The 24919-nt window shown below is 58.8% G+C and carries 23 protein-coding genes; 16 read left to right on the top strand and 7 right to left on the bottom strand.

Annotated features, from left to right (window positions below):
• The first annotated feature begins 2 nt into the window (after window positions 1-2).
• On the top strand, window positions 3-893 hold the full coding sequence (locus V8J84_RS01630; protein ID WP_339927851.1) for a ParB/RepB/Spo0J family partition protein: 891 nt from the start codon (window positions 3-5) through the stop codon (window positions 891-893).
• On the opposite strand, the gene hemW is transcribed toward V8J84_RS01630, so the two are convergent.
• The 3 genes from hemW to rph are packed head-to-tail and all read right to left on the bottom strand — an operon-like array spanning window position 890 to window position 3352.
• Window positions 890-2047, bottom strand: coding sequence for a radical SAM family heme chaperone HemW (gene hemW, locus V8J84_RS01625; RefSeq protein ID WP_339927850.1), 1158 nt, complete (start codon window positions 2045-2047; stop codon window positions 890-892). The genes V8J84_RS01630 and hemW overlap by 4 nt on opposite strands.
• A gap of 5 nt (window positions 2048-2052) precedes the next feature.
• A complete protein-coding gene (gene rdgB / locus V8J84_RS01620) occupies window positions 2053-2661 on the bottom strand; it encodes an RdgB/HAM1 family non-canonical purine NTP pyrophosphatase (RefSeq protein WP_339927849.1) in 609 nt (202 codons plus the stop codon).
• Window positions 2648-3352 (bottom strand): ribonuclease PH, encoded by a 705-nt coding sequence (gene rph / locus V8J84_RS01615; RefSeq protein ID WP_339927848.1) that lies wholly within the window; start codon window positions 3350-3352, stop codon window positions 2648-2650. Before rph ends, rdgB begins: the two co-directional genes overlap by 14 nt.
• A 119-nt stretch (window positions 3353-3471) precedes the next feature.
• Here rph and hrcA point away from each other — a divergent pair, with 119 nt between their 5' ends.
• Window positions 3472-4536 (top strand): heat-inducible transcriptional repressor HrcA, encoded by a 1065-nt coding sequence (gene hrcA / locus V8J84_RS01610; protein WP_339927847.1) that lies wholly within the window; start codon window positions 3472-3474, stop codon window positions 4534-4536.
• 9 nt (window positions 4537-4545) lie between these two features.
• Complete coding sequence (locus V8J84_RS01605; protein WP_339927846.1) at window positions 4546-5097, top strand: nucleotide exchange factor GrpE; 552 nt, start codon at window positions 4546-4548, stop codon at window positions 5095-5097.
• On the opposite strand, the gene mutS is transcribed toward V8J84_RS01605, so the two are convergent.
• On the bottom strand, window positions 5094-7724 hold the full coding sequence (mutS, locus tag V8J84_RS01600) for a DNA mismatch repair protein MutS (RefSeq protein ID WP_339927845.1): 2631 nt from the start codon (window positions 7722-7724) through the stop codon (window positions 5094-5096). The genes V8J84_RS01605 and mutS overlap by 4 nt on opposite strands.
• 122 nt (window positions 7725-7846) lie before the next feature.
• On the opposite strand from mutS, the gene V8J84_RS01595 reads away from it, so the two are divergent.
• The 4 genes from V8J84_RS01595 (at window position 7847) to V8J84_RS01580 (ending at window position 12838) form a co-directional block, all read left to right on the top strand.
• Window positions 7847-10102 carry an NADP-dependent malic enzyme gene (locus tag V8J84_RS01595; RefSeq protein ID WP_339927844.1) on the top strand — a complete coding sequence of 752 codons (2256 nt, stop codon included), beginning with the start codon at window positions 7847-7849 and terminating at the stop codon, window positions 10100-10102.
• Window positions 10103-10969, top strand: coding sequence for a ribokinase (locus V8J84_RS01590; protein ID WP_339927843.1), 867 nt, complete (start codon window positions 10103-10105; stop codon window positions 10967-10969).
• A gap of 225 nt (window positions 10970-11194) precedes the next feature.
• Complete coding sequence (locus V8J84_RS01585) at window positions 11195-12094, top strand: aminotransferase class IV (protein ID WP_339927842.1); 900 nt, start codon at window positions 11195-11197, stop codon at window positions 12092-12094.
• 39 nt (window positions 12095-12133) lie between these two features.
• Complete coding sequence (locus V8J84_RS01580; RefSeq protein WP_339927841.1) at window positions 12134-12838, top strand: sulfotransferase-like domain-containing protein; 705 nt, start codon at window positions 12134-12136, stop codon at window positions 12836-12838.
• Here the strand turns inward: V8J84_RS01580 and V8J84_RS01575 are convergent.
• Complete coding sequence (locus V8J84_RS01575; protein ID WP_339927840.1) at window positions 12835-14106, bottom strand: argininosuccinate synthase; 1272 nt, start codon at window positions 14104-14106, stop codon at window positions 12835-12837. The two genes, V8J84_RS01580 and V8J84_RS01575, sit on opposite strands and share 4 nt — an antisense overlap.
• A 126-nt stretch (window positions 14107-14232) precedes the next feature.
• Window positions 14233-14670, bottom strand: coding sequence for an NUDIX hydrolase (locus V8J84_RS01570; RefSeq protein WP_339927839.1), 438 nt, complete (start codon window positions 14668-14670; stop codon window positions 14233-14235).
• A 78-nt stretch (window positions 14671-14748) separates the two neighbouring features.
• On the opposite strand from V8J84_RS01570, the gene hslO reads away from it, so the two are divergent.
• From hslO to V8J84_RS01530, 8 genes are all read left to right on the top strand, one after another.
• The gene (gene hslO, locus V8J84_RS01565; protein ID WP_339927838.1) at window positions 14749-15741 is read left to right on the top strand and encodes an Hsp33 family molecular chaperone HslO; all 993 of its coding nucleotides are present in this window, start codon (window positions 14749-14751) and stop codon (window positions 15739-15741) included.
• Complete coding sequence (locus V8J84_RS01560; protein WP_339927837.1) at window positions 15731-16321, top strand: CoA pyrophosphatase; 591 nt, start codon at window positions 15731-15733, stop codon at window positions 16319-16321. Before hslO ends, V8J84_RS01560 begins: the two co-directional genes overlap by 11 nt.
• Entirely contained in the window at window positions 16321-17460 is a 1140-nt protein-coding gene (locus V8J84_RS01555) for a CCA tRNA nucleotidyltransferase (protein WP_339927836.1), read from the top strand. Before V8J84_RS01560 ends, V8J84_RS01555 begins: the two co-directional genes overlap by 1 nt.
• Window positions 17453-18037, top strand: a complete 585-nt coding sequence (locus V8J84_RS01550; protein WP_339927835.1) for a LysE family translocator — start codon at window positions 17453-17455, stop codon at window positions 18035-18037. The genes V8J84_RS01555 and V8J84_RS01550 overlap by 8 nt, the downstream gene beginning before the upstream one ends.
• 45 nt (window positions 18038-18082) lie before the next feature.
• Window positions 18083-19918 (top strand): ABC transporter ATP-binding protein, encoded by a 1836-nt coding sequence (locus tag V8J84_RS01545; protein WP_339927834.1) that lies wholly within the window; start codon window positions 18083-18085, stop codon window positions 19916-19918.
• Entirely contained in the window at window positions 19915-21747 is a 1833-nt protein-coding gene (locus tag V8J84_RS01540) for an ABC transporter ATP-binding protein (RefSeq protein ID WP_339927833.1), read from the top strand. Before V8J84_RS01545 ends, V8J84_RS01540 begins: the two co-directional genes overlap by 4 nt.
• Entirely contained in the window at window positions 21747-22949 is a 1203-nt protein-coding gene (locus V8J84_RS01535) for a class I SAM-dependent RNA methyltransferase (RefSeq protein WP_339927832.1), read from the top strand. The genes V8J84_RS01540 and V8J84_RS01535 overlap by 1 nt, the downstream gene beginning before the upstream one ends.
• Before the next feature lie 118 nt (window positions 22950-23067).
• On the top strand, window positions 23068-23535 hold the full coding sequence (locus tag V8J84_RS01530; protein ID WP_339927831.1) for a L,D-transpeptidase family protein: 468 nt from the start codon (window positions 23068-23070) through the stop codon (window positions 23533-23535).
• Window positions 23536-23542: 7 nt separating this feature from the next.
• On the opposite strand, the gene V8J84_RS01525 is transcribed toward V8J84_RS01530, so the two are convergent.
• Window positions 23543-24133, bottom strand: a complete 591-nt coding sequence (locus V8J84_RS01525) for a CAP domain-containing protein (RefSeq protein WP_339927830.1) — start codon at window positions 24131-24133, stop codon at window positions 23543-23545.
• A gap of 167 nt (window positions 24134-24300) precedes the next feature.
• Here V8J84_RS01525 and V8J84_RS01520 point away from each other — a divergent pair, with 167 nt between their 5' ends.
• Complete coding sequence (locus tag V8J84_RS01520) at window positions 24301-24894, top strand: L,D-transpeptidase (RefSeq protein ID WP_339927829.1); 594 nt, start codon at window positions 24301-24303, stop codon at window positions 24892-24894.
• Window positions 24895-24919: the final 25 nt, after the last annotated feature.

The following is a 24919-nucleotide window of genomic DNA, read 5'->3' as shown; positions in this document are numbered from 1 at the left end:
TCATGGCAGATCGTCCCAACAAATCGCGTGGTCTTGGTCGGGGGCTATCGGCCCTCATGGCAGATGTTAACCAGGACAGCGCACCAACAGATCGGCCGCGTCGCCCTGACCAGCAGATCCCGGTAGAGCGCGTTCATCCCAACCCGGATCAGCCGCGTCGTAGTTTTTCCGATGATGCGCTGGCAGAACTGGCAGACTCGATCCGTGTCAAAGGGATCATTCAGCCACTCATCGTCCGCCCTGCGCCGCAGAAGCCGGATCATTATGAAATTGTCGCGGGCGAACGCCGTTGGCGTGCCGCGCAAATTGCGCAGCTACACGAAGTCCCGGTTCTGATTCGCGAATTTGACGACACCGAAGTTCTCGAAGTTGCGATCATTGAAAACATCCAGCGCGCCGATTTGAACCCGATTGACGAGGCGGCGGGCTATCGTCAGTTGATGGACAAGTTTGGCCACACGCAGGATCACATGGCAACTGCGATGGGCAAAAGTCGCAGCCACATCGCGAACCTCCTGCGCTTGCTAACTCTACCGGATGATGTGCAACAGTATCTTACGGACGGCAAACTCACCGGCGGCCATGCCCGTGCTTTGGTGGGTCACCCCCGCGCCAGCGCCCTCGCCCGCGATATTATTCAGCGTAAACTTTCCGTGCGCGAGGCCGAGAAGCTGGCCAAGCAGCCAGAACAAACTGATCGCCCGAAGGCTGGCAAGACCGACGCGTCCAGTAAGGATGCCGACACGGTCCAGATTGAACGCGAGCTTGCGGCGTCTCTGGGCATGAAGGTCAGCATCGATCACAAGGCGGGCACCGAAGGCGGCAAGATGACGCTGAACTACCGGACGCTGGAACAACTGGACGATCTTTTGCGCGCGCTTGCTGGCGGTTAAACGTCCAAAAGCTTTTCAAGAACAGCGTTCAGCAGTGGCCGACCGGCCGCCGTGGTGCGCAGGTGGGTCGACGTCATCTCCAGCATGCCGATTTCAATCAACCCATTGATATTATTCGCGTAAGTCTCGCCCATCAGGGCGGTTAACCGATCAAGCGCCACGCCTTCAGTCAATCGTAGCCCCATCAATAGAAACTCTGTCGCCGCGTCACCCTGCGAAAGCATAACACGCCCAGCTTCGCCAGACCCGGTCTTGTGAACTTGCGACAACCACACCGCGGGGGCGAGTGGTGCTTCTGTCGCATAGCGCTGACCATTGACTGTCACACGCCCATGCGCGCCCGGCCCGATGCCAGCGTAATCGCCGTATCTCCAATAGATCTGGTTGTGGCGGCTTTCCTCACCAGGTTTCGCGTGATTAGACACCTCATAGCCATGAAATCCTGCCGCATCGCAAATCTCTTGCGTGGCTTCCCACATGTCAGTGGCGCGATCCTCATTTGGCAGGCCGCGCAGCTTGCCTGCCGCGTAACGATCACCAAATGCTGTGCCGTCTTCAATGGTCAGTTGGTAAAGCGAAACATGGTCTATCGCCATGTTCAGTGCCTGCTTTAGCTCTTCCCGCCACGCCGCAACTGTCTGATCCTGCCGCGCGTAGATCAGGTCAAAACTCACGCGATCAAACACAGACCGCGCGGTATCAAACGCGGCCATCGCCTCTTTCGCGGTATGAAGCCGACCCAGCGCCTTCAGATCAGGATCGTTCAGCGCCTGAATTCCCATCGACACGCGATTGACGCCGGCATCGCGATAACCCGCAAAGCGGCCCGCTTCGACAGATGTGGGATTAGCCTCAAGCGTGATCTCGATATCATTCGACGCGGGCCATGTTTCACGCACGCGCCGCAGAATGGCATCGATTAGATCGGGGTCCATCATGCTGGGCGTGCCGCCGCCAAAGAACACTGACCGCAAGACGCGGCCCTGTGTTTCCGCGCCTACCCGATCAATTTCGCTGAGGTAAGCCCGCGCCCAAGCGGCCTGATCAATCTGCGCGACGACATGGCTGTTAAAGTCGCAATAAGGGCACTTCGCCTGACAGAACGGCCAGTGAATATAAAGGCCAAAGCCCCCGTTGCGCCAATCTTCAGTCATAGGCTTCAAGCAAAGCAGCCCGCGACCAGTTTGCGGAACGCATCAGCGCGATGGCTGATCTTGTTCTTTTCCCAGCGATCCATTTCACCACAGGTCATGTCATATCCGTCCGGCTGGAACATCGGGTCATAACCGTGCCCTTGATCCCCGCGCATGGGCCAGACCACCTGCCCGTCCATCACACCGGGAAACACCTCGTCATGCCCGTTGGGCCAAGCCAGCACCAGCGTGCTGCAAAACCTTGCCGTGCGCGGGTAAGGTGCATTCACCTTCTCAAGCTCGTTCCACGTGCGCGTCATCGCCATTTCAAAGTCGCGGCCGTTTGGCGTTTCAGACCAATCCGCGGTATAGACACCCGGCGCGCCGCCCAATCCATCAACCTCGATCCCGCTATCATCGGCCAGTGCGGGAAGGCCAGTCGCCTTTGCCGCAGCATGTGCCTTGATGCGGGCGTTTCCGACAAATGTGGTTTCGGTCTCTTCCGGCTCTGGCAATCCGTGGTCCGCGTTTGACGTCAGCTTGATCCCGTATGGCCCGAGCAGGTCAGCGATCTCTTCCAGTTTGCCGGTGTTGTGCGTGGCAACGACCAGCTGATCTCCGTCAAACCGCCGCAAGCTGGATCTCCTTCAACTCGGACACGCCCTTCTCTGCCAGATCAATCAGTTTGTTCATCTGGTCGCGCGTAAAGGTTGATCCTTCCGCAGACATCTGAACTTCGATCATCTTGCCGCCGGTCATCACAAAGTTACCGTCAACCCCAGCTTCGCTATCTTCGGGGTAATCCAGATCAAGCACTTCCTGACCCGCGTAAATGCCACACGAAATAGCGGCAACAGGGTCTACCAACGGGTCAGCAGTGACGACGCCTGCTTTCATCAATTGGTTCACCGCCAGCTTCAAAGCGACCCAACCACCCGTGATAGAGGCACATCGTGTCCCGCCGTCTGCCTGAATAACGTCGCAGTCCACAGTGATCTGACGCTCGCCCAAGGCAACCCGATCAACGCCAGCCCGCAGCGACCGACCGATCAGCCGCTGGATTTCCTGCGTACGTCCTGACTGCCCGTTCTTCGCTTCGCGCCGCATCCGCGTGTTCGTCGCGCGTGGCAGCATCCCGTATTCCGCAGTCACCCAACCAAGGCCGGAATTGCGCATAAACGGTGGCACCTTCTCATCAACAGATGCAGTGCAAAGCACGTGCGTGTCGCCGCATTTAATCAGGCAAGATCCTTCTGCATGGCGCGTGATCCCCGTTTCAATCGTCACGGTCCGCATTTCGTTCGTCTGACGGCCAGATGGGCGCATATCGTCTCTCCTGTTCAGGTTGCAGACCCCCGATACGCTGCCCATATCTGTGGGGCAAGTCTGATTGACGCCATGCCCCTGATGGCATTAGGTATCACGGCCCCCAAGGGACGCAGTTAATGACCGAAAAGACACCGCAGTTCGACGACATGAACGCCCGCTCGCGCGAGGTGTTTCAGCGCGTTGTCGAAGGGTATCTGGAAACGGGTGCGCCTGTGGGTTCCCGCACGTTGACCCGCTCCCTGACGGAACAGGTCAGCGCGGCGACGGTGCGCAATGTGATGCAGGATCTGGAATATCTTGGTTTGCTTGGCAGTCCCCACACCAGCGCGGGGCGCGTCCCCACGCAGCTTGGTTTGCGCATGTTCGTGGATGGCTTGCTTGAGGTTGGCGATCTGGACGGTGCGGATCGTGAAAAGATCGACAGCACCTTTGGCACAAATGATGGCGATGTGGCGTCAGTGCTTGATCGCGTCGGCTCTGCTTTATCTGGCGTCACCCACGGTGCCAGCCTTGTTTTAACGCCCAAGCACGAGGCCCCGATCCGCCATATCGACTTTGTGTCGCTGTCGCGGGACCGCGCTTTGGTCGTGCTTGTGTTCGATGATGGCCATGTCGAAAACCGCCTGTTCACGCCCCCCGCCGGACAAACCCCCTCCTCCATGCGCGAGGCTGCGAACTTCCTGAACGCGATTGCTGCGGGTCATACCCTTTCTGAATTGTCGTCCGTGATCGCCCGCGAAATCACCGCCCGCCGTCAGGAAATTGATGTCCTTGCCGCTGACCTGATCGAAAACGGGTTCGCCATGTGGGAAAACGAAGGCACGCAAAGCGAACGCCTGATCGTCCGTGGGCGTGGTAATCTGCTGACCGATGACGGGTCAGAGGCTGATCTGGACCGCATCCGCACGCTCTTTGATGATCTGGAAGCCAAGCGCGATATCGCCAGTTTCCTTGATCTGACGGACGACGCCGAAGGTGTCCGCATTTTTATCGGCTCAGAGAACAAACTTTTCTCACTTTCGGGTTCCTCTTTGGTGGTTTCTCCTTATATGAACGCCGATCAGAAGATCATTGGCGCAGTGGGCGTTATTGGTCCGACCCGACTAAACTACGGGCGCATCGTGCCCATTGTGAACTACACCGCCCAACTGGTCGGTAAGATGATAACCGACCGCTCCTGAGGGGATATAATGTCTGAAGAACGCGACGAACCAATGAGCCTTGATGAACTTGCCGCCGAGGGCGACGAGATTGATTTTGACGCGCAGGCCTTTGAAGAGGTCGAGGCGCTCAAGGCAGAGCGTGACGAGATGCGCGACAAATTCATGCGCGCGCTGGCCGATGCCGAGAATATGCGCAAACGCTCTGAGCGTGACCGTCGCGAGGCTGAAAACTACGGTGGCTCAAAACTCGCCCGCGATCTGCTGCCTGTCTATGACAACATGCGCCGCGCATTGCAGTCATCTGCCGATGCTGAGAAGGACGCGAACGCCGCGTTGCTTGAAGGTGTTGAGCTAACGATGAAAGAGCTCATCTCGGTTTTCAAAAAGCACGGCATCGACCCGATTGTGCCAGAGGTCGGCGACAAGTTTGACCCGCAACTGCACCAAGCGATGTTCGAGGCCCCCGTGCCCAGCACCAAAGCAGGCGAGATCATTCAGGTGATGACCGAAGGTTTCATGCTGCACGACCGTCTGCTGCGCCCTGCGCAGGTCGGCGTGTCATCAACGCCTGCGTCCTAATCCCGCGTCATATCCCGCAGCTCGTAAATCAACGCGAGCGCTTCACGCGGGGACAGCTCATCGGGCATCACATCTTTCAACCGCGCCTCCACCTCGGACGGCGCGGTTTTTTGTTGGATGGGCGCGGGCGTTGCGGCGAAGAGCGGCAGATCATCAATGATCGCTTTGCGCTGCACGCCCCCTTCCCGCTCGCCCTTTTCCAATGCGTCCAGAACGACCTTTGCACGATCCACGACCGACTGCGGCAAACCAGCGAGCCTTGCGACTTGAACGCCGTAACTCCGATCCGCCGTGCCTTTGCGCACCTCGTGCAGAAAGATCACGTCGCCTTCCCATTCCTTCACGGCAACCGTCGCGTTATCCACGCCATCCAGCTTTGCCGAAAGCGCCGCCATCTCGTGGTAATGCGTGGCAAACAACGCGCGGCACCGGTTCACGTCGTGCAAGTGCTCCAGAGTCGCCCACGCAATAGAAAGCCCGTCATAGGTCGCTGTCCCGCGTCCGATCTCGTCCAAGATCACCAGAGCACGATCATCCGCTTGGTTCAGGATCGCTGCCGTTTCGACCATCTCGACCATAAACGTGGACCGCCCTTTCGCCAGATCATCCGACGCACCCACGCGGCTGAAAATCTGACTGACAATCCCGATATGCGCGTCTTTTGCCGGTACAAAGCTGCCCATCTGCGCCAGCACAGCAATTAACGCATTCTGCCGCAGGAACGTCGACTTACCGGCCATGTTTGGACCAGTCAGCAGCCAGATGCCCTGATCGCTAAGGTCGCAATCGTTTGCGATAAACGGAGCACCCGATTTCGTCAGCGCGGCCTCGACCACAGGATGCCGCCCGCCTTCGATCGCGAAGGCGCGACTATCGTCCATCTTGGGCCGCGCCCAGTTTTCACGATTCGCTAGATGCGCCAGCGCCGTGGCCAGATCGAATTCGGACAGTGCCCGCGATAGCGTGCCAAGCGGCCCCGCCTGCGCGATTATAGACCCCGTTAAGCCGGAATAGAGCCGCTTTTCAATCTCAAGCGCCCTACCCCCGGCATTCAAAATCCGCGTCTCAATCTCGCTCAGTTCAACGGTTGTGAAGCGCACCTGATTAGCCGTCGTCTGCCGATGAATGAAAGTCTCATTCAGCGGCGGCGCCATCATCTTGTCAGCGTGCGTCGCGGTTGTTTCGATGAAATAGCCCAGCACGTTGTTGTGCTTGATCTTCAACGACGTGACGCCAGATAGCTCCACAAATTCCGCCTGCATCTGCGCAATCACGCCGCGCCCTTCGTCCCGCAGTTTGCGTGCTTCATCCAGTTCCGCGTCATACCCCGGTGCAATGAAACCCCCATCGCGAGCCAAAAGCGGCGGTTCGGCAACCAGCGCTTCGTCTAGCAACGCTAACAGGTCGTCGTGCCCATCAAGCCCGCGTCTTGCTGCGTCCAGCAGGTCTGGTAAATCTCCGGAAACCGCCGAAAACAGTGTCTGTGCCTGCGCCATCGTGTTGCGAATGGCCGCCATATCTCTTGGACCGCCGCGCTCTAACGCCAGCCGCGAGAGCGCCCGATCCAGATCGTGCACGCCCTTCAGGTGATCGCGAATGTCTCCCGTCAGCCGCATATCATCAGCAAGATACGCAACGCAGCCCTGCCGTGCCGCAATCGTCGGCAAGTGGCACGATGGCGATGATAGGCGCCGTTCCAGCAATCGCGCACCGCCCGCCGTCACCGTCTGATCCACAGCGGCCAAAAGCGATCCGGCCTTTCCGCCGCCAGTGCCTTGGGTCAACTCGAGTGACCGCCGCGTCGCCGCGTCAATCTGCATCGTCGATCGCTGACCTTCCTGCACAGGCGCGCGCAGAAGCGGCAAATTACCCTTTTGCGTAATCTCCAGGTACTCAGCGACGGCGGACATGGCCGAAACCTCGGCCCGTGTGAAATTGCCGAACGCATCCAGCGATCCGACCTTATACAGTCCAAGTAACCGCTTCTCGCCGGATGTGCTGTCAAACGCCGCAGCGCCAAGGGTCGTCAGCGCCGCGCCAGAATCAGACACTAATTCAGCGTAATCAGGCTCTGATCCATCCACGACGATCAATTCTTTGGGTGTCAGCCGCGCCAGTTCCGGCCCCAACCCAACACGCGGGCAAACCATCACATGAAACGCACCTGTTGAGATATCGACCCACGCCAGTGCCGCCTCTTCGCGCACCACAGCATAGGCGGCGAGAAAGTTGTGCCGACGTGCATCAAGCAATGAATCCTCGGTCAGCGTGCCGGGTGTGACCAGCCTTACCACATCGCGTTTCACAACCGCTTTATAGCCACGCTTTTTCGCCTCGGCGGGTGCTTCCATCTGTTCACAGACCGCCACGCGAAACCCTTTGCGGATCAGCGTCAGTAGATACCCTTCGGCGGCATGAACCGGTACGCCGCACATCGGAATATCCGCACCGTCATGTTTCCCGCGTTTGGTGAGCGCGATATCCAGCGCCTCTGCCGCGGCGACAGCATCGTCAAAGAACATTTCATAGAAATCGCCCATGCGGTAAAACAGCAGCGCGTCGGCGTAATCCGCCTTAAGCCCCAGATACTGTTCCATCATCGGCGTTGTGCCGCTTTTGTCTGCCATGTCCGCCCCCGGTGATTGCGCAGATGTTACCACCCCATGTTAGCGCCGAAACCCCCAAATCAACCTGTTGCCCCGCCCCTCGCCCTGCTTCTACATTGGGCGGACGCTTGAGGGAGAGAGCAATGGCCAAGACCAAGATGACCCGCGAAGACGCGCTGACGTTCCATATTCAGCCGACACCGGGCAAATGGGAAATACAGGCAACCGTGCCGATGACCACGCAGCGCGACCTGTCGCTGGCCTATTCCCCAGGTGTTGCGATCCCATGCGAGGAAATCCATGCCGATCCGGCCACCGCCTATGACTACACAAACAAAGGCAATCTGGTCGCTGTCATTTCAAACGGGACTGCGGTGTTGGGCCTTGGCAATCTGGGCGCGCTGGCGTCCAAGCCGGTGATGGAAGGCAAGGCGGTGTTGTTCAAGCGTTTCGCCGATGTGAATTCCATCGACGTGGAACTGGACACAGAAGACCCCGATGCGTTCTGCAACGCGGTGAAGCTGATGGGCCCCACGTTTGGCGGCATCAATCTTGAAGATATTAAAGCGCCCGAATGCTTCATCATCGAGCAGCGCTTGAAAGAGGAAATGGATATCCCCGTTTTCCACGACGACCAGCACGGAACGGCGGTGATTTGCGCGGCGGGTCTGATAAACGCGCTGCAAATTTCGGGCAAGAAAATTGAAGACGTGAAGATCGTCCTGAACGGGGCAGGGGCCGCGGGAATCGCCTGCCTTGAGCTGCTCAAGGCGATGGGCGCAAAGCATGACAACTGCATCATGTGCGACACCAAGGGCGTAATCTACCAAGGCCGCACCGAAGGCATGAACCAATGGAAATCCGCCCACGCCGCCAACACGGACCGCCGCACTTTGGCGCAGGCGATGGATGGATGTGACGTGTTCCTTGGCGTGTCCGCGAAAGGCGCCGTGACGCAGGAAATGGTCGAGAGCATGTCACAGAACGCCGTGATCTTTGCGATGGCCAACCCCGATCCCGAAATCACACCAGAAGAAGTTCACGCCGTCCGCGATGACGTGATCGTCGCCACGGGTCGTTCCGATTACCCGAACCAAGTGAACAATGTGCTCGGCTTCCCGTATCTGTTTCGCGGCGCTCTCGATATCCACGCCCGTGCAATCAACGACGAGATGAAGATCGCCTGCGCCCAAGCCCTCGCCGATCTGGCCCGCGAAGATGTGCCCGACGAGGTCGCAATGGCCTATGGTAAAAAGCTGACGTTTGGGCGCGACTACATCATCCCCACGCCATTTGATCCGCGTCTCATCCACCGCATCCCCACCGCTGTGGCGCGTGCGGGCATGGAAACCGGCGTGGCGCGGCGGCCCATCGTTGACATGGAAAGCTATGAACTGGCGCTCAAGGCACGGATGGATCCCACTGCGTCGATGCTGCGCAACCTCAACGCCCGCGCCCGCGCCAACCAGTCGACCGTTGTATTTGCCGAAGGTGACGATCCTCGCGTCTTGCGTGCGGCGGTGCTCTACCAACGCTCTGGCCTTGGCAAAGCGCTGATCGTGGGTCGTGCTGACGATGTTAAAGCAAAGCTGACTGCCGAGGGCCTTGCGGACGCTGTGTCAGAGCTTGAGATCGTAAATGCCGCAAATACCCCAATGTTAGACACGTATAAGGCGTTTCTTTATGACCGTTTGAATCGCAAGGGATTTGACGCACAGGATGTGCACCGACTTGCCGCCCGCGACCGCCATGTGTTCGCCGCCCTGATGCTGGCGCACGGCCATGCTGACGGGATGGTCACCGGTGCCACACGCAAGTCCGCGCACGTTTTGGAGTTGATCAATCACGTCTTTGACGCGCAGCCGCATGATGGAGCAGTTGGCGTAACGGCCGTTCTGCACAAAGGGCGTATCGTTCTGATATCCGACACGCTTGTGCATGAATGGCCGGACGAGGAGGACCTTGCCGATATTGCAGAACGCGGCGCATCCGTCGCACGCGATCTGGGGTTGGAACCTCGCGTAGCGTTCCTGTCGTTTTCCACTTTCGGGCATCCGGTATCCGAACGCGCCGAGAAGATGCACATCGCACCACAAGTTCTCGACAAACGCGGGGTGGATTTCGAATACGAAGGCGAGATGACCGTAGACGTGGCGCTAAATGTCAAAGCGCAGGAGTCTTATCCGTTCCAGCGCCTCACCGGTCCTGCGAACGTATTGGTCGTGCCAGCGCGACATTCCGCTTCGATTTCCGTCAAACTGATGCAGGAAATGGCAGGCGCGACCGTCATCGGGCCAATCCTGTCCGGCGTCGGCAAACCGGTGCAAATCTGTTCGACCGTTTCAACCGTGAATGACATCCTGAACATGGCCGTCATCGCAGCGTGCAAGGTGGGATAGATGGCGATCTGGAACCTGGGCTCGATCAACGAAGATATCGTTCTGTCTGTCCCGCACATCCCGGCACCTGGTGAAACGCTCGCCGCGACCAAACGCGAGGTGTTTCTGGGTGGCAAAGGCACCAATATGTCCGTTGCCGCCGCCCGCGCAGGTACGCGCGTCAACCACATCGGCGCTGTTGCAAAATCGGCGACATGGACGGGCGAACGCCTGCTCGAATACGGTGTCGATACGCGCCATATCGTCATATTAGACACTGATCCCGCCCAAGCCATGATCATGGTCGCCGCTGATGGCGAGAACGCAATCGTCCTGCAGTCAGGGGCCAACGGAGAGATACCACAGGCCAAATTGCAAGAGGCGCTGTCAGAGGCCGACACAGGCGATTGGTTCATCACCCAGAACGAAACAAACCTGCAACGCACCGGCGCGACGCTTGCCCGAAAGATGGGGTTGCGGGTGGCATACGCGGCAGCGCCTTTTGATGCGGACAGGGTTCAAGCGGTGTTGGATGTGCTGGACTTCCTCATCCTGAACGCAGTTGAGGCCGAGCAACTTCGACAAGCGACAGGGCAGGGGCCGGATGCGCTTGGTATCACCGATGTCATCGTAACTTTGGGGTCAGGCGGTGCAGACTGGTATCATCAGGGCAAGCTGTCCCATTTTGACGCAATCGCGGTTGATCCGGTGGATACAACAGGTGCCGGTGACACCTTTACGGGTTACGTGCTGGCGGGGCTGGACCGTGGCATGCCGATGGCGCAGGCAATCGGGCAAGCTACCAAAGCAGCGGCACTGATGGTCACGCGCCATGGCACGGCGGATGTTATTCCTGATCTGTCAGAAGTGCAGGATTTTCAGCTATAGCCGCGTGCGTTGGATGGGCCTGCATGAAAAAGCCGGCACCAATAGCGACAGTCAGCAGGACAACTTTGAACGTCTGAAGCGTGATTTGCATGGCATTGCCTCCTTGTGCGTCAAAGATGCTGGTCATCGCATGTCACATGCAATTCACCGGTCCGTGACATCACGCGTAGTTTACCACTTGGCGATGCGCCGTGATGGGCCTAGCGTTCTGCGCGGAGGACCAAAATGACCGAACACCAAACCACGCACCAAGCCGCCGAAGATGCGCGTAACGAAGAGATCCTGATCTATGTTGACGGCGTTCTAAAGCCAAAGGCCGAGGCCACCGTCAGCGTTTATGACAGCGGCTTTATGCTAGGTGACGGCGTGTGGGAGGGGTTGCGCCTGCATGACGGTGTCTGGACCTTTGCCGATGAACATCTTGACCGCTTGTTCGAGGCCGCAAAAGCGATTGATCTGGATATCGGAATGGATCGAAAAGGTGTCTATTCCGCCTTGTTAGAGACGCAAAAGGCTAACGGCATGACCACTGACGCACATGCGCGTTTGATGGTGACACGCGGCGTTAAAGTCCGCCCTTTCCAGCACCCGTCGTTGTCGCAAAGCGGGCCGACGTTTGTGATCATCATGGAACACTCCAAGCCCGCGCTGGGCCGCCCGATCAACCTTGCGACTGTCCCGCATCAACGCGGTTTGCCGATGACGCAAGACCCGAAGCTGAACAGCCATTCCAAGCTGAACTGCATCCTTGCCTGTATTGCCGCGCAAAAGGCAGGTGCGGACGAGGCGCTGATGCTGGATGTGCATGGCTTTGTGAACACGACCAACGCCTGCAACTTTTTCATCGTGCGCAGGGGCGCTGTTTGGACCAGCACGGGTGACTACTGCATGAACGGTATCACCCGCCAAAAGGTCATCGACCTGTGCCGCGCCAATGATATTCCGGTGTTCGAGCGCAACTACAGTCTGGTCGATACATACGGCGCGGACGAAGCGTTTCTCACCGGCACCTTTGGTGCGCAAACGCCTGTCGGGTCCATCGACGGGCGGCAGATTGGAACGGGTGAACTTGGTCCCGTGACGAAACGCATCCGCGAACTTTACGCAAATCTGGTGCACGGGTAGTGCACACGCGGTGCACGCTTTGCACACGAGGTTTTTGACATGAAAATCGCCATGTGGTCCGGCCCGCGCAATCTGTCGACAGCGATGATGTATGCGTTTGGCAACCGCGCAGACTTCGCGGTGTGGGATGAGCCTTTCTACGCGCCATACCTTGCCAAAACGGGGTTGGATCACCCCATGGCGGCAGAGATTATCGCGGCGCATGAAGCCGACCCCGACAAGGTTGCCGCCCGTTGCATCGGGTCTATTCCAGGCGAAAAACCGCATTTTTACATGAAACACATGCCGCATCACATGATCGACGGCTTCCCGATGCATTGGACGAAGGAGTGCGTGAATGTTCATTTGATCCGCCATCCTTCGCGCGTGATCGCAAGCTACGGTGCGAAGCGCGATACTATTACGGACAACGATATCGGATTCCGTCAACAGGCTGAACTCTACGATGAAATTGGCGGCACCGTCATCGACAGCGCCGACATCCGCGCCAATCCCGAAGGCATGTTGCGCGCGTTGTGCAATGCGATCGGCATCGCATTTGATCCGGCGATGCTGTCATGGAAAGCCGGTCCGCGTAATGTCGACGGCATTTGGGCATCGCATTGGTATAATGCCGTCCACAAAAGCACCGGTTTCGCTGGGGCGGAAGGGCCGCTCCCCGCGCTAGATGGGCAGGATGCGGCGTTGTTAGAGACTGCTTTGCCGTTCTACGACCGACTGCGGCAGCATGCGCTTACGACTTAGTCGAAGCGCGGTAATCCGGCGTCTGGCACTTCCGGTCCGCCAACATCGTTGGCCTTGCGGCGTTCTTCACGTGCGGCCAGCAAACGCAGGCGCAGCGCGTTGATGCGAATAAATCCTTCGGCGTCCTTCTGGTCATACGCACCACGATCATCCTCGAACGTCACATGCTGTTCAGAATAAAGGCTCTCGTCCGACCAACGGCCAACCGTTTGCGCGGAACCCTTGTACAGCTTCAACCGCACGGTCCCCGTGACATGCTCTTGGCTCTTGTCGATCAGGGCTTGCAGCATTTCACGCTCGGGCGAGAACCAGAAGCCGTTGTAGATCAGTTCCGCATAGCGCGGCATTAGTTCGTCTTTTAGGTGGGCCGCGCCGCGATCCAGCGTGATGGATTCGATCCCGCGGTGCGCTTCAAGCAGCAGCGTGCCGCCGGGGGTCTCATAGATGCCGCGTGACTTCATGCCGACGAAACGACCCTCAACAAGGTCCAGACGGCCAACGCCGTGCTTACCGCCCAGCTCGTTCAGCTTGGTCAGGATAGATGCAGGAGACAGCATTTCCCCGTTGATAGACACTGCATCGCCCTTTTCGAAACCGACCTCGACCATTTCTGGCGTGTCAGGCGCATCCTCGGGCGCGACGGTGCGCTGATAGACGTAGTCGGGGGCCTCAATGGCTGGGTCTTCCAGCACTTTGCCCTCGGAGGACGTATGCAGCAGGTTGGCGTCTACGCTGAACGGAGCCTCACCGCGCTTGTCTTTGGCGACGGGGATTTGGTGCTGCTCGGCAAACTCAATCAGCTTGGTCCGGCTGGTCAGATCCCATTCCCGCCAAGGTGCAATAACCTTGATCTCGGGGTTCAGCGCGTAGGCGGCCAATTCAAAGCGCACCTGATCGTTTCCCTTGCCCGTCGCACCGTGAGACACCGCGTCGGCACCTTCGGCGGCAGCGATTTCAACCAGACGCTTTGAGATCAAAGGCCGCGCGATGGATGTACCGAGCAGATACAAACCTTCGTAAACTGCATTGGCGCGGAACATGGGGAAAACGAAGTCGCGCACAAATTCTTCGCGCAGGTCTTCGATGTAGATGTTCGCAGCACCCATCATCTCGGCCTTTTTGCGTGCTGGCTCCAGCTCCTCACCCTGACCCAGATCGGCGGTGAAGGTCACGACCTCGCAGCCGTATTCGGTTTGCAGCCACTTGAGGATGATCGAGGTGTCCAGACCACCGGAATAGGCAAGGACGACTTTCTTGGGAGCGGACATGGGATCGGGCCTTTTTTGCAAAGTGGAGTCGCGCTTGGCGATACTGTTTTTAGCAGATCAGAGCAAGGCGCGTGGGGCGTTGTCGGATTTTGAGTATTTTTGGCAAAATGATACGACGTGGCGTGTCTAGGTAATCAGCGCTGCAAGAAAGGCAGCGTCGCCTTCGTTTGCGACAGAGTTGACCGCTGTGCGCGCGTCGAGCCAGACGGCCTCGTGGCCCTCTTCGCGCGGGGGGCCGTGCGGGCGGATGGGACGGGCCAGATAGATGTGACACAGTTTTTCCGCGTGAATCCCGTATTCGGGCATATAGACAAATCGCCGGAACGCACCGATTTTGCGGGGGGCGGCGATGCGCCAGCCTGTCTCTTCGAACACTTCACGGTGCAGGGCTTGCAGGGGGCTTTCGCCCGGATCAATGCCACCGCCGGGCAGTTGGTATTCGAAATGCGGGTCGCCTTGATAGGTCAGCAAGAGCCGCCCTGCGCTGGGCAGGATTGCATAAGCGCCAGGGCGATGTTGATAGCGCTGCCCGCTGCGCGGTGAGTTGCCATACCGTCTGATCATAGCTTGCCCCCTTGGACCCGCGGGTTGCCCCGCCTATATACCCGCGATATGCCAATTCCTGACATGTAAGGAAAGCCCATGACCGTAGGCGCAATTGCCTGGGACGATACCGTCCTGCCGTTTCAACTTGATGCATCTGACATCCGTGGCCGCGTGGCGCGGTTGGATGGCGTCTTGGAAGAAGTGCTCAAGCAGCACGATTACCCGCCAGCGATTGAAGCACTGGTGGCCGAGATGGCGTTGCTGACCGCAATGATCGGGCAGTCGATAAAGCTGCGCTGGAAGCTGTCGCTGCAAGTGCGCGGCGACGGTCCTGCACGGCTGATTGCGACGGATTACTACGCGCCCACCGACGATGGTGAGCCTGCGCGCATCCGTGCTTACGCCAGCTATGACACGGAAGAGATTGACGGCAACGCGCCCGGATTCCCCCAGATCGGCAAAGGTTATTTCGCGATCCTGATCCATCAGGGTGAGGACATGCAGCCCTATCAAGGTGTGACCCCGATTGCTGGCGGGTCGCTTGCGTCATGTGCGGAGACTTACTTCGCACAGTCCGAGCAGCTGCCGACACGGTTTTCGCTGACCTATGGCCGGTCTCAGGTGCCCGGTGAGGGGGAGCATTGGCGTGCGGGCGGCATCATGCTGCAACACATGCCCAAAGCGTCACCCGAAATGACGGGAGAAGAGGCTGTGCGCGAAGATGGCTTGGCTGATCCGGCTGATTTTCTGGATGCGGACGAGCACGAGAACTGGAACCGCGCCAATGTGCTGCTGGATACGGTCGAGGAGATTGAACTGATCGGGCCAAGCGTGGCGCCGACGGACCTGCTTGTCCGTTTGTTCCATGAGGAAGAGCCGCGCGTTTACGATGCCAAGCAAATCCGTTTCGGCTGTACTTGTTCGCGCGAAAAGGTGGAGCAATCCCTGTCGATCTATTCGGCCAAGGATCTGGCCCATATGACAAAGGACGACGGCACGATTACAGCCGACTGCCAGTTCTGCGGGTCGCATTATGTGTTCGATGACCCCAGTGCTTTGGGGTTTGAGGCGAACGGTGATGACGCCTGATTACAAGGCCATCCTAGAAGGCGCGCTGGCCAGGACGGGCAGCGCGTCGTCTGATTTTGATCTGAACAAAGATGTGACCTTGCCAGCAGGGCGGGTGTTGAAACCTGCCGCTGTTCTGGCGGCATTTCGGGCTGATACGGGTGCGCTGGTTCTGACCAAACGCTCTGCCCGGCTGAAACACCATCCGGGACAGATTGCGTTCGCAGGCGGCAAGCAGGACGCAACCGATCCCACACCCACCGCTGCTGCGCTGCGCGAAGCCCACGAAGAAATCGGCCTGCCGATCGATCAGGTTGAGGTGCTGGGCACGCTGCCAAGCCACGAAACTGTCACTGGATATGATATCACGCCAGTTGTCGCGCTGATCCACGGGGCGTTTCTGCCGGTTCCCGAAGCGGGCGAGGTGAGCGAAGTATTTGAGGTGCCGTTTGCGCATGTCACAAACCCTACGAACTTCATAATTGAAGGGCGGCGCTGGCAGGGACGCAAGCGGCGCTACTACGCGGTGCCTTATGGCCCGTTCTATATCTGGGGCGCAACCGCACGCATCTTGCGGGCCTTGGCCGAGAGGGTCGGATAATGCAGATCGACGCGCCTTGGCTGACGGATGACGCATCGCAGGCGGTTTGCCGGATGCTCACGGATGCAGGCCATCAGGTGTATTTCGTCGGTGGCTGCGTGCGCAATGCGCTGTTGGGTGCGCCGGTCTCTGATCTTGATGTGTCGACAGATGCTCGCCCCGAAGATGTGTTGACGCTGGCCGATGCGGCTGGGTTAAAGGCAATCCCGACCGGTATCGATCATGGCACCGTCACTGTGGTTGCAGATGGCAAGCCGTTCGAAATCACAACTTTCAGGCGCGATGTGGAAACCGATGGCAGGCGTGCGGTTGTCGCGTTCTCGACTGATATGGCTGATGATGCGCGGCGTCGCGATTTCACGATGAATGCGCTGTATGCTGCGCCCGATGGTACTGTGCTTGATCCTGTTGGGCAGGGATTGGACGATCTTGCGGCCCGCAAGGTCCGGTTTATCGACGATGCGGATATGCGGATCAAAGAGGATTACCTGCGCATCCTGCGGTTTTTCCGGTTTCACGCGTGGTATGGCAACACTGATGCAGGGATCGACGCGGAGGCGCTGGCTGCCTGTGCCGATAATGTCGAAGGCATCGTGACACTGTCGCGCGAACGGATTGGACAGGAGATGGTCAAGCTATTGTCGGCACCCGATCCGGCCCCCGCGTTGGCATCGTTTGCCGCCTGCGGTGGCCTGATGCAGGCCTTGCCGGGGGCGGGTGCAGGTGCGCTTGCGCCGCTTGTGCATCTTGAACAGGCAATCGAACTGGCCCCCGATCCGATGCTTCGCCTTGCCGCGATTGGCGGGCAGGATGCAGCCGATGCGTTGCGTCTGTCCAAGGCGCAGACCCGTCAGTTGGCGATCTATCAGGATTTCACACCGCCGCAGGTGACCGCCTATCGCCACGGCGCACAGATCGGGCGCGGGATGCTGGCGCTGCAAAACGCTGTCGCAGGGCAGGAGATTGCACCCGACGCCGTAGTCGCTGTTGAGGCCGCGGCAGGGCAGGTGATGCCCGTCACGGCGCAGGATTTCATGCCTAAGCTGCAAGGGGCTGCGCTTGGTGCGGCCCTTGCCGATGCCGAAGACCGCTGGATCGCATCAGGCTTCACTCTAACCAAAGACCAGTTGATTGGCTGAGTTTTACCCCCTTCTGGCATTTGTGTTTCTGGGCCTGTTTTCGCCGGGGCCTAATGTGATTTTGTTAACTGCCTCGGGGGCCCGCTTTGGATTTGTGCGTACGGTGCCGCATGTTCTTGGCGTCGCGGTGGGCGTTGGCATCATCGCAGGTGTGACGGCGCTGGGCGTGGGCGCTTTGCTTAAGGCCGCGCCCATGCTGACGCTAGTCCTTAAGGTGATCGCCTGCGCGTGGATCCTGCGCATGGCGTGGAACCTGTGGCACGCTGATCCCGCCAAACAAAAGAACGACCGCGACCGTCCGTTCACGTTCATCGAAGCGGTATTGTTTCAGTGGGTAAACCCGAAGATTTGGGCGGTGGCCCTGTCCGCCATGGCCTTTGTTGAAGGGTGGTCTGTTTTGGCGCAAACCGGATCGCTTGCCGGCGCGTTCAGCGGTGTAAATCTGTTCGTTTGCCTATTCTGGACGGCCGCAGGAGCGGCGCTGTCCTATCTGCTAACCAATCCCGCAGCATGGCGGGTTTTCATGCGGACAATGGCCGTGGCGCTGGCTGCATTTTCGGTGCTGGTTTTCCTTTAGGCCCAAAGCGCCTATATCAAATACTCAACACCCGAAGGCAGACCCATGTTTCGACTATTCGAAGGTCTTGTCGATCCCTATACGCCGTATCAGGAGACCGACCGCCCGCCGCAGCGGCTTTTGCCGTTTCTGCTGGAGTATGCGCGTCCGTTCAAAGGCGTGTTCTGGGTCACCGGTGCGCTGTCTGTCATTGTTGCCGCGATCGAGATTTGGCTGCTGGGCTATCTTGGCCGTCTGGTGAACATCCTGTCACAAGGCACCCCTGCTGACGTGTGGTCGCAATACGGGCTGGAGCTGGTGCTTGTTGCGGTCTTTCTGCTGACGCTGCGCCCACTTTTGCAGGTGACGCAGGTGGCGCTGCTTAATCAGGCGATCCTGCCGAACTTTGGCACGCTGGTCCGGTGGCGTGCACACCGGCAGGTCATGCGGCAATCTGTTGGCTGGTTCGAAAACGATTTTGCAGGCCGCATCGCCAACCGGATCATGCAAACGCCCCCCGCCGCTGGTGAGGTGGTGTTTCAGCTGTTTGACGCGATCACCTTTGCCATCGCCTACATCATCGGCGCGATCATCCTGCTCGGTGACGCGGACCTGCGGTTGATCCTGCCGATGATGGCGTGGTTCATCCCGTATCTGTTCCTGCTGCGTTGGGTCGTGCGCCGGATCGGCCCCGCATCAGAGGCGGCATCAAATGCCCGTAGTGCTGTCACAGGGCGCGTGGTGGACAGCTACACCAACGTGCATGCGGTCAAGATGTTTGCGCATCATGATCAGGAAATAGACTACGCGAAAGAGGCCATCGAAGAGGCGCGCGTGACGTTCCAGAACGAAATGCGCCTTTATACCATCATGGATGTTGGCCTGACCCTGCTGAACGGCTTTCTTATTGTCGGTGTCGTGGGGTGGGCGATCTGGCTCTGGTCCGGCGGCACGGCTGAGATTGGGGTGGTTGCTGCTGCCACCGCGCTCACACTGCGGATGAACGGCATGTCAGGCTGGATCATGTGGGCCGTGTCGAACTTCTACCGTCAGCTTGGCGTTGTGGCCGAAGGGATGCAGACCATCGCGCAGCCCATTACGCTTTTGGATGATGCGGATGCCGCGCCGTTAAGCGTACCGCAAGGTGCGGTGAAGATCGACGCTCTGTCGCATCACTATGGCCGCAGTTCAGGCGGATTAGACACGATTTCGCTGGATATTCCTGCAGGCCAAAAAGTCGGTCTTGTCGGGCAATCCGGCGCTGGTAAATCGACGTTGGTCAAACTGCTATTGCGGTTTTACGACGCCGAAAGCGGGCGGATTTTAATCGACGGGCAGGACATCAGCCACGTCAGTCAGGAAACCCTGCGCGCAGCGATCGGGATGGTGGGGCAGGAAAGCGCGCTGTTGCACAGGTCTGTGCGTGAAAACATCCTGTATGGTCGACCCGGAGCAAGCGAGGATGACATGCTGTCCGCTGCTCGCATGGCCGAGGCGCACGACTTCATTCTCGAGCTTGAGGACAGTGAAGGCCGCCAAGGCTATGACGCCCGCGTGGGCGAACGCGGTGTCAAATTGTCGGGTGGTCAACGTCAGCGGATCACGCTGGCCCGCGTCATGCTCAAGGACGCGCCGATCCTGTTGCTGGACGAGGCAACATCCGCGCTAGATTCCGAGGTTGAGGCGGCCATTCAGGAAACGCTTTATGGCATGATGGAAGGCAAGACCGTGATCGCGATTGCGCACCGCCTGTCCACTATTGCGCAGATGGACCGGATCATTGTGATGGATCAGGGTCGCATCATCGAAGACGGCACTCACGAAAGCCTGCTGGCCGAGGGTGGCCAGTATGAGCGGTTCTGGGCGCGTCAGTCTGGCGGATTTCTGGGGCAGAACGCATGAAGATCACCGACTGGATTTCGCCATTTGCAGCCGCCGACGGGCCGCCGCCCAAAACAATGGGCGCGTTCATGCACTGGGGCCTGCGCGGCAGCTATACCGCCATCGGCGCGGGTTCAGCCGTTTCGGTGATCGCGGGCATGATCGAGGTCGCGTCGGCTTTGCTGCTGGGCCTGATTATCGACGCCGCATTGGCGAGCAATGCCGATAGCTATTTTGTCGATAACGCGGGTCTATTGCTGGGCGTTTTTGCTTTTTTCTTACTGTTCCGGCCTGTCGTTCTCTGGTTGTCCGGTGTGTTGCAGTCCGTGGTCATCGGCCCTGCGGTGTCCACGCTCATTCTGTCGCGCTTGCACCGTCACACGCTGGGGCAGTCGGTATCTTTCTTTGATGATGATTTCGCGGGCCGCATTTCGCAAAAGCAGATGCAATCGGCCAGCGCGCTGATGAACCTGGTCGTGGATTTTGTGCACACGGTGGTCTTTGCGCTGTCGTCGGTCATCGGATCGCTGATCCTTGTGCTCACGTTGGACTGGCGGGCGGGGCTGGCGCTGGGCGCATGGTTCGCGGGCTATGTCGCGTTCCTGCGGTTCTTCATGCCGCGTATTCGTGCCGCGTCAAAACGCAGGGCAGGGGCGGCGGCCACGGTGTCGGGTCAGATCGTCGACACCATCGGCAATATCAAAACCGTCAAACTGTTCGCCCACGACCGTCACGAGGATCAGGCAGCGATCACCGCGCTTGAGGATGCACGCCAAGCGGGGATCAAATGGGGCTGGGTCTCGGCCAGCTTCCGCGGGTCGCTGATGGTGCTGTCCGGTATCCTGCCGCTGTTGCTGGTCGGCGTCACGCTGCTCGTTTGGCAAAATGGCGGCGCATCTGCGGGTGATATCGCGGTGGCGGGCACGATCGGCCTGCGACTGGCGCAAATGACCGGCTGGGTCAGCTTCACGTTGATGGGCATGTACGGCAATGTCGGTGTCTTGGAAGATGCGATTGCCACTTTGTCGAACGATCAAAACCTGACCGATGCGCCTGATGCCGCACAGCTTGTCGTGCCGCGCGGGGATATTGCGTTTGATGATGTGACCTTTGCCTATGATGGCAGTCACAACGGCATCCATGATTTGTCGCTGGAACTGCAAAGTGGCGAAAAGCTTGGAATCGTCGGTGGGTCAGGTGCGGGGAAATCGACACTCGTGGCGCTTTTGCTGCGGCTATATGATGTGACAAGCGGGCGAATTCTGATCGACGGTCAGGACATTTCGCAGGTCACACAGGAAAGCCTGCGCCGCCAGATCAGCATGGTCACGCAGGAAACCGCGATGTTCAATCGCTCTGCCTATGACAACATCGGCTATGGCACGCCGGATGCCACAAATGACGATGTGATTGCCGCCGCCAAGAAGGCAGAGGCGCATGACTTCATCAATGATCTGCAGGATTTCAAAGACCGCGAAGGTTATGAGGCGCATCTGGGCGAACGTGGCGTGAAGCTGTCAGGTGGCCAGCGCCAGCGCATCGCGATTGCCCGCGCAATCCTGAAAGACGCGCCGATTCTTGTGCTGGACGAGGCGACGTCGGCCCTTGATTCCGAGGTGGAGGCGTCGATTCAGGCCGCGTTAGAGACTGTTATGGAGGGCAAGACAGTGATCGCCATTGCCCACCGCTTGTCCACACTGGCGCGGATGGATCGTATCGTCGTGCTTGACGCGGGCCGCATTGTAGAAGAAGGCACGCACACCGAATTGCTGGCGCAAGACGGGCTTTATGCCCGCTACTGGAACCGGCAATCGGGTGGTTTCATAAACGTGGCGGAAGCGGCTGAATAATGGCACTGATCGAAGGTTTGACGCATCTTGGCCTTGGCAAGGTGGACGACGGACGCACATTGCTCCCCCGTGTTCTGCCGGGCGAGGAAGTGGCCGTGGCGCAAGACGGCACCGTGCGGATCGTCACGCCGTCATCGGATCGCGTTGCCGCCCCTTGCCGCCATTTCAAAAGCTGCGGCGGCTGCGCGATGCAGCATGCATCTGACGCATTCGTCGCTGACTGGAAGCAAGAGATCGTGCGCCGCGCCTTGGCCGCACAGCGGATCGAACCGGACTTCCGCCCGATGCACACGTCGCCAGCCCTGTCGCGCCGCCGTGCCAAATTCTCGGGCCGCCGCACGAAAAAAGGCGTCCTGCTGGGGTTCCACGCAAAGGGGTCGGATACTGTTGTCGCCGTGCCTGATTGCTTGCTTGTTACGCCGATGATCAAAGCCGCGTTTCCCGCGCTAGAGGCGCTGATCCCGCTGGCCTGTTCGCGCAAGGGCGAGATTGGCCTGACGGTGACGGATACTGCAAACGGTCCTGATGTTCTGATCGACACGGACAAGGACCTGACCGGCGAGTTGCGGATCGAACTGGCGGCATTTGCACAAACCCACAAGCTGGCCCGGCTTGTTTGGCAGGACGAAGTGATCGTGACTATGCTGCCCCCTGTGCAGCAGATGGGTCCGGCAAAGGTGACCCCGCCCGCTGGCGCGTTTTTGCAGGCTACGCAAGACGGTGAAGCGGCCCTTTTGGCGGCTGTGCAAGAAATCACGAAAGACGCGGATCGGATCGTCGATCTGTTCTGCGGTGTTGGCACTTTCGCCTTGCCATTGGCCCAAGCGTCAGAGGTCCACGCCGTTGAGGGCGAGGAGGACATGACTGCCGCACTTGATCGTGCGTGGCGCGAGACGAAGGGCCTCAAGCGGATCACGATCGAAACCCGAGATTTGTTCCGCCGTCCGCTGCAACCTGATGAATTTGCAAAGTTTGACGCTGTGGTGATTGATCCGCCACGCGCGGGCGCAGAGGCGCAGATTGAAACGCTTGCCGCGTCTGATATTGCAGTTATCGCAATGGTGTCGTGCAATCCGGTTACTTTCGCGAGGGACGCAAAAACGTTGATTGCGGCTGGCTTTACGCTGAATTGGGTGAAGGTCGTGGATCAGTTCCGCTGGTCGCCGCACGTCGAAGTTGTGGCATCCTTCACACGGTCGTGACCATGATCGCCAACTGCATACTTTGACGATCGCGGGACTTCGGTTAGGCACAGATCAAAGGCTTATGACCCACCCCTGATTAGGCAAGACACCCATGATCACGCGACGCGTCCTATTGATGAGCACAGCAGCCATTCTGGCTGGTTGCACAGCGAATAAGTTCAAAAGCTATAGCGGCCCGCCGGTCACGCGGATCGAGGTGTTCAAATCGCTTGGTGTGATGCAGGTGCTGAGCGGGAATCGCCTGCTGAAACGTTATAACTTTGAGCTTGGCTTTGCGCCTGTCGGTCACAAGCAATTCGAAGGTGACGGTAAGACGCCGGAAGGCGTGTATTTTATCAACCGCCGTAACCCGAATAGCCGGTATCACCTGTCGCTGGGTATCTCCTATCCCAACGCCGCTGACGTTGCCTATGCCCGCGCGAACGGTCAGCGCCCCGGTGGAGATATCTTTATCCACGGCACGCCCAGCGAATATGCGGGCGAGGATGATTGGACATGGGGCTGCATCGCCCTCACCAACGACGAGATGGAAGACCTTTACGCGATGGTGCGCGATGGCACCCCCGTTGTGATCTACCCGTAGACGGCGATTAGCCTTGGAAGGTTGATCCGGCAACAGGCAGACCAAGCGGCCTGATTTCCTGCGGGCCGGTGATAGGAGCCGTGCCAGGTGCGCCGCCCATTGTCAGCGTCCACCAGATTTTACCAGCCGGTTCCTGATACCATGCAAAGCCCATTCGCCGCGCAGCACTATCTAGAATGATGGCGCGGGTGTCGGGGTCCTGCATCCAAGCGGCAAGGGTCTGCAATTCGGTCTCGTAAGATTCTGAGATCGTCTCGCCCAGCACACGCCCTGTAAATCCGGCGCGGCGCGCGCGGTCCAATGGTGATGATCCGTCAGAGCCAAACAGCCAAGGGCGGTTTTGCACCGACATATCACGCGAATGGGTAGCGGCGGATGCAATCAGTTCGGCATCAAGTGCCACAGGCGCAACGCCAGCGGCCTGCCGCAGTGCGTTGATACTTTCCTCCATCCGGAACTGGATCGCGTCCACATCACCGGGCCCGATGGGATAGACCTGTGGCAATGGCAGGCCGTCCGGCCCGATCCGTGCAGCAGGTGCGCCGCACGCCGTCAAAGCCGAACCGGCCAACCCAAGTAGAAAGATACGTCGCAACATTTGCTTATCCGCCATGATTTCGCTTGTCTTAGCGGCAATAGGATCACACTTCAAACATCGTTCGGCCAAACTCTGCGCAGATGACGGATGTTTGAATTGCCGCGTTGCAAGACAGGCACTAAATATCCGCCATATCGATTTATTCCGTTTACGGAAGGGACAGGCACATGACCAACGACCGTTTCAAGACATTTTCACGCCGTGGATTTCTGGCGACCGGTGCTGCCGCGATTGGCACTGGCGCTGTTGCGCAGACCGCCAATTCGACAGAGATCGAAAGCGATATCAGCGCAGGCGTGACCCGCAACACCGCAAGCTTCCGCGCATTGGACTGGCGTCCGTATTTCAGCACGCTGGCCGGTGGCGCGATCTTGTGTGACATCGAAAGCCGCGCGCTGCACTTCTGGTCAGCAGACGAGCAGACCTACAAGCTTTATCCTACGTCCGTCCCACTGTCAGAGGATCTGACACGCCGTGGTCGTACCGAAGTAATCCGCAAGGTCGAAGGGCCAAGCTGGGCACCGACGCCCGCCATGCGCGAGCGTAACCCCGAATGGCCAGAGCGGATCGGCCCCGGTCCTGACAACCCGCTTGGTTCACACGCGCTGTATCTGTCGTGGCAGTATTACCGGATTCACGGCACGCACGACACGCGCAAGATCGGGCGGCGGTCGTCCAATGGGTGTATTGGTCTCTATAACGAACACATTGCAGAGCTGTATCAGCTGGCCGGAACCGGCACACAGGTGATGTTGATTTAAGAGCGTATCAGCTTCGGAATTGCAA

It is taken from the genome of Yoonia sp. 208BN28-4 (genome assembly GCF_037543925.1).
Classification (GTDB): domain Bacteria; phylum Pseudomonadota; class Alphaproteobacteria; order Rhodobacterales; family Rhodobacteraceae; genus Yoonia.
This window is presented reverse-complemented; position numbering and strand designations above follow the sequence as displayed.

Excerpts from the sequence above, each read along its gene's own strand:
- V8J84_RS01630 (WP_339927851.1), top strand. The coding sequence starts at position 3 with ATGGCAGATCGTCCCAACAAATCGCGTGGTCTTGGTCGGGGGCTATCG.
- hemW (WP_339927850.1), bottom strand. The coding sequence starts at position 2,047 with ATGACTGAAGATTGGCGCAACGGGGGCTTTGGCCTTTATATTCACTGG.
- rph (WP_339927848.1), bottom strand. The coding sequence starts at position 3,352 with ATGCGCCCATCTGGCCGTCAGACGAACGAAATGCGGACCGTGACGATT.
- hrcA (WP_339927847.1), top strand. The coding sequence starts at position 3,472 with ATGACCGAAAAGACACCGCAGTTCGACGACATGAACGCCCGCTCGCGC.
- V8J84_RS01605 (WP_339927846.1), top strand. The coding sequence starts at position 4,546 with ATGTCTGAAGAACGCGACGAACCAATGAGCCTTGATGAACTTGCCGCC.
- mutS (WP_339927845.1), bottom strand. The coding sequence starts at position 7,724 with ATGGCAGACAAAAGCGGCACAACGCCGATGATGGAACAGTATCTGGGG.
- V8J84_RS01595 (WP_339927844.1), top strand. The coding sequence starts at position 7,847 with ATGGCCAAGACCAAGATGACCCGCGAAGACGCGCTGACGTTCCATATT.
- V8J84_RS01590 (WP_339927843.1), top strand. The coding sequence starts at position 10,103 with ATGGCGATCTGGAACCTGGGCTCGATCAACGAAGATATCGTTCTGTCT.
- V8J84_RS01585 (WP_339927842.1), top strand. The coding sequence starts at position 11,195 with ATGACCGAACACCAAACCACGCACCAAGCCGCCGAAGATGCGCGTAAC.
- V8J84_RS01580 (WP_339927841.1), top strand. The coding sequence starts at position 12,134 with ATGAAAATCGCCATGTGGTCCGGCCCGCGCAATCTGTCGACAGCGATG.
- V8J84_RS01575 (WP_339927840.1), bottom strand. The coding sequence starts at position 14,106 with ATGTCCGCTCCCAAGAAAGTCGTCCTTGCCTATTCCGGTGGTCTGGAC.
- V8J84_RS01570 (WP_339927839.1), bottom strand. The coding sequence starts at position 14,670 with ATGATCAGACGGTATGGCAACTCACCGCGCAGCGGGCAGCGCTATCAA.
- hslO (WP_339927838.1), top strand. The coding sequence starts at position 14,749 with ATGACCGTAGGCGCAATTGCCTGGGACGATACCGTCCTGCCGTTTCAA.
- V8J84_RS01560 (WP_339927837.1), top strand. The coding sequence starts at position 15,731 with ATGACGCCTGATTACAAGGCCATCCTAGAAGGCGCGCTGGCCAGGACG.
- V8J84_RS01555 (WP_339927836.1), top strand. The coding sequence starts at position 16,321 with ATGCAGATCGACGCGCCTTGGCTGACGGATGACGCATCGCAGGCGGTT.
- V8J84_RS01545 (WP_339927834.1), top strand. The coding sequence starts at position 18,083 with ATGTTTCGACTATTCGAAGGTCTTGTCGATCCCTATACGCCGTATCAG.
- V8J84_RS01540 (WP_339927833.1), top strand. The coding sequence starts at position 19,915 with ATGAAGATCACCGACTGGATTTCGCCATTTGCAGCCGCCGACGGGCCG.
- V8J84_RS01535 (WP_339927832.1), top strand. The coding sequence starts at position 21,747 with ATGGCACTGATCGAAGGTTTGACGCATCTTGGCCTTGGCAAGGTGGAC.
- V8J84_RS01530 (WP_339927831.1), top strand. The coding sequence starts at position 23,068 with ATGAGCACAGCAGCCATTCTGGCTGGTTGCACAGCGAATAAGTTCAAA.
- V8J84_RS01525 (WP_339927830.1), bottom strand. The coding sequence starts at position 24,133 with ATGTTGCGACGTATCTTTCTACTTGGGTTGGCCGGTTCGGCTTTGACG.
- V8J84_RS01520 (WP_339927829.1), top strand. The coding sequence starts at position 24,301 with ATGACCAACGACCGTTTCAAGACATTTTCACGCCGTGGATTTCTGGCG.